General features: G+C 60.4%; 3 protein-coding genes and 1 tRNA gene. 2 read left to right on the forward strand and 2 right to left on the reverse strand.

The genetic code is table 11. The features are described from left to right. Positions 1-103: 103 nt before the first annotated feature. Entirely contained in the window at positions 104-1,876 is a 1,773-nt protein-coding gene (locus tag Q0K15_RS10825; protein WP_294515856.1) for a CvpA family protein, read from the reverse strand. 31 nt (positions 1,877-1,907) lie between these two features. Further along, a complete protein-coding gene (locus Q0K15_RS10830) occupies positions 1,908-2,480 on the reverse strand; it encodes a hydrolase (protein WP_294515857.1) in 573 nt (190 codons plus the stop codon). Positions 2,481-2,638: 158 nt separating this feature from the next. Between Q0K15_RS10830 and Q0K15_RS10835 the strand changes: the two genes are divergently transcribed. Continuing rightward, a tRNA-Ser gene (locus Q0K15_RS10835) sits at positions 2,639-2,730 on the forward strand. A 290-nt stretch (positions 2,731-3,020) separates the two neighbouring features. Next, a complete protein-coding gene (locus tag Q0K15_RS10840; protein WP_294515858.1) occupies positions 3,021-3,842 on the forward strand; it encodes a cell wall hydrolase in 822 nt (273 codons plus the stop codon). Positions 3,843-4,030 lie beyond the last annotated feature (188 nt).

Consider the following 4,030-nt stretch of genomic DNA (forward strand, 5'->3'; position numbering starts at 1 on the left):
GCACGTGCTTGCACGTGCGAGAGAGCCTGTCGACTTTGTCGACAGGCTCAAGCGTCTCCCCTCCGCAAAGGAGGGGAGACGCTTTTTGATGTGAATTGGGCGGTCAGCCGTAGATGGGGACCGTGACGGCGTCGTCCTCCGCGGGGACGGTAGGGTCGTCGGCAGGCTCCACCTCATTGGGGGTGACCAGCGGCTCGGCGGGGGCCGCCTTGCCGTCGATGGTGAGGGAATAGGCGCTGAGGATGGAGGCGTCCTCCTCCCCGGTCTGGACGGCGTGGCCGATGGTGACCTTGTCGCCCAGGTTCAGCAGCACCGCCACAGGGTTCTCCGAGGCGGAGACGGCGTAGTAGACCTCACTGCCCTCCAGGCGGAGGAAGTAGTAGGTGCTGCCGTCCATGACAGCGGAGCGGATGTCGTCCACCACGCCGGAGACCTGGGTCTCGGGCCGCTCCTCCTCGGACACGATGCCCCGCTGGGAGAGCAGGTCGATATACACCTGCTCACACTGGGACACGGAGCCGGCCACCGCCACCAGCTGATACTGGGCCACGTTGACCATGGCGTAGCTCTTCACCAGCTCGGTGGCATCCTTGAGGGGGATGAAGTAGGTGGGCTCTCCGGCGATGTTGAGGAGCAGGGGGAAGGTGGCCACGTACTTGAGGTCCTGGACCTCGCCCTCGGCGGAGCTCATAGCGGCGTACTCGGTGGCGCCGGGGGCCTCATAGAACCGGGTCTCCTTGGTGCGCTGGTTGGAGAGGAGGAAGCCCAGGTTGGACTGGTCGGCGTTTGCGGAGGTGACGCCGGTGTAGACGTACACGTCGTCGTTGAGGGCAATATAGTTGTAGCCCTCGGTGGTCATGGTGACGCCCTTCTGGCCCAGGATGGAGTTGAGGAAGCCGTTGATGAAGGTGCCGTGGTAGTCGTACTGCTCCATGATGAGGTCGGGGGTATAGACGTTGTCCACCCAGGCCGGGACGTCGGCGATGTCGTAGTACTGGCACTCGCCGGTGATGGCGTTGCACAGCACGGCGCCCTGGATGTCGGTGCCGCCGAAGAGTCCGATGGTCCGGACGATCCGGGGGGCGATCCAGTAGGGAGTGCCCTCCTCATCGATCTCGAACTGGGGGGTGTCAAAGAGGTAGGTGGGGTAGCAGAAGCGCAGGTGGCGCACGATGTTGCGGTTGAGGGGCTCGGAGAAGGAGTACTTCATGCCCTCCTGGAGCCGTACCACGTTGGCCTCCTGGGTGACCATGTCCACCAGCACATAGGCGGGCAGGCCCTCGCCCCGGTTGGTGAACCACTTGATGAGGTCGGCGTAGTCGATGGGGGCCACCCGGACGGGCCGGCCCTGGTAGTTGATCTGGGTGGAGTCGTTGGAGTACTCGAACTGGCTCACCATGTCGCTGAGGGTGCCCATCTGGCGGTCCCCCAGGTACTCGGCGGAGGACCGGTCCAGGGTGGGGATCTTGTCGAAGGAGATCTGGGCGATGTCCTGACTGAAGTTACCATCCTCCACAGTGAGGAGGTCCCGGTAGGCGGCGGCCCGGAAGATGGGCATGGAGATCAGGGTGCCGATGATACCAACGGCGATGAGCAGCACCATGAGGATGCCCACAGGGAGGCACTGGCTCTTTACAAAGCGGAAGTATTCCTTCACGCCGGAGCCGGGGGCCATGCGGAAGCCGGAGGTGAAAAGGGAGGCCACCACAAAGACGATGCACAAAATAAAGATAAAGGTATAGAAATTTCCGTCCTGGAGGTTCAGGGCGGGGAGGGAGAGATAAAAATAAATGAGGCCGAACACCAAGGTGACAACTAGACTGATGAGTGTGCGGGCGGCCTTGCCCATGGGCTTGCGGGGGGAATTCCCGTTCATAAAAAACTCCTTTTGGGTGATGTGGTGGGGGTCAGGCCATCTGGGCCTCAATGTCGGCCTCGGTGGCCTGCATGGCACGGAGGGTCATGTCCAGCAGCTTGTCCAGGTCCCAGCCCAGCAGCTCGGCGCCCTTCTGGATGATCTCCCGGGAGCAGCCGGCGGCGAACTTCTTGTCCTTGAATTTCTTCTTCAGAGACTTGAGCTCCATGTCGGAGCAGCTCTTGGAGGGGCGCATGAGGGCAGCGGCACCGATGAGGCCGGTGAGCTCGTCGCAGGCGAAGAGGACCTTTTCCATCTCATGCTCGGGCTGGATGTCGCACACCTCGCCCCAGCCGTGGCTGGCGGTGGCGTGGATGAGGGCCTCATCCAGACCGGCCTGGCGCATGAGCTCCTGGGACTTGATGCAGTGCTCCTCGGGCCACTGCTCAAAGTCCAGGTCGTGGAGGAGGCCCACGAGGTACCAGAATTCGGCGTTGTCGCCGTAACCCAGCTCTTTGGCGAACCACTCCATGACTGCCCCCACGGTAAGGCCGTGGCGGATGTGGAAGGGCTCCTTATTATATTCTTTCAGCAGCTCCAAAGCCTGGGCGCGGGTCAGTTCCATGGTCAAACACTCCTTATAAAATTACAGCTTTAGGATGTTACTGTTATAGCACAGTTGGGTTGGGATTGCAACGACGTCAAATTTTTTCAAAGTTTTGCATTTTACCTCTTGACGAATGGGAGGAAAGTGGGTATAATAAGCAACGTTGTCCCGGCCGTGGAGAGATGGCTGAGCTGGTCGAAGGCGCACGATTGGAAATCGTGTAGGCGTTAATAGCGTCTCGAGGGTTCGAATCCCTCTCTCTCCGCCAAAATTGGAGCAAGCGTTTATCGCTTGCTCCGATTTTTTTATGCCGGCCGGATGCCGGTTTCGGACCCGGCAGGGCGGTGGGTAAGAGCGACCTTGTAACCGCTTTTGTGATCCAAAATTCGGAAAAATCAAAGCGAACAGAATAGGAAAAACCGTTGCGCCCCAATGGGTTCAGAAGATGTGACAGCGCTCGTCAAAAAATAAGTCTTGCAATTCTCCTTCAAATCGGTTACAATCTGGTTACAAAAGAAACGACAAGATTACAACAACAGCGAGGAGGAAGCATACGACATGCGCATGCGTATCCTGTGCCTGATGCTCTGTCTGGCGACGATTCTTCCCATGGGGAGTTGGGCTCTGGCGGCGGAGGAACCCGTCGCGGGCAGCTACTTCCTGGTGGACGGCAATGCCTGTGAGGACCCTGGCCTCACGGTTTACAACGGGATCACCTATGTCTCCCTGGTCAACGCGGTGCTGGCCCTGCGGCCCGATGCCGTCATTGGCTGGGAGGGCGAGTATGTGGTGGTCACCGCCGAGGGTCTGAACATCCGGGCCCGGGTGGGCGACCAGTATATCCAGGCCAACGGCCGGTGCCTGTACGTCCTCAACGGTGTCATCGACGGCGGCGGCCGCGTGCTGGTGCCCGTCCGCACCATTGCCCAGGCCCTGGGCGGCTGGGTGAGCTGGAACCAGGAGAGCGGCGTGGTGGAGGTGTACAGCGGTGAGGGCCCCATCGCCTCCGGCGACAGCTACTACGACAGCGACTCCCTCTACTGGCTCTCCCGCATCATCAACGCCGAGAGCGGCAACCAGCCTTTGGACGGCAAACTGGCTGTGGGCACCGTCATTATGAACCGGGTGGACAGTCCCCTGTTCCCCAACACCATCTATGACGTGATCTTCGCCCCCAACCAGTTCACCCCCGCCAGCAGCGGCAGTATCAACCGGGAGCCCAACGCCGAGAGCGTGGTGGCGGCCAAGCTGATCCTGGAGGGCGTCCGGGTAGGCGGCAGCAGCCTCTACTTTGTCAATCCCACCACATCTCCCAACAGCTGGGCCCAGCGTAACCGCACCTATGTGACCACCATCGGGTCTCACGCCTTCTTCAGTTGAGTGAAATCCACCGGGGCCTGCGGGCCCCGGTTTTTTCTCCAAAGGTGTTGACAAGTCCGGTATGTTATGGTATGATAACACTCGCGTTTGATATGATGGTGGCGCTCGGGTCGTGGAGAGATGTCCGAGTGGTTTAAGGAGCCGGTCTTGAAAACCGGTGACTCGCAAGAGCCGTGGGTTCGAATCCC

The organism is uncultured Intestinimonas sp., assembly GCF_944387245.1.
Classification (GTDB): Bacteria; Bacillota; Clostridia; order Oscillospirales; family Oscillospiraceae; genus Intestinimonas.

What these genes read in the sequence shown, in the direction of transcription:
- Q0K15_RS10825 (WP_294515856.1), bottom strand. Translation starts at nt 1,876, where the DNA reads ATGAACGGGAATTCCCCCCGCAAGCCCATGGGCAAGGCCGCCCGCACA.
- Q0K15_RS10830 (WP_294515857.1), bottom strand. Translation starts at nt 2,480, where the DNA reads ATGGAACTGACCCGCGCCCAGGCTTTGGAGCTGCTGAAAGAATATAAT.
- Q0K15_RS10840 (WP_294515858.1), top strand. Translation starts at nt 3,021, where the DNA reads ATGCGCATGCGTATCCTGTGCCTGATGCTCTGTCTGGCGACGATTCTT.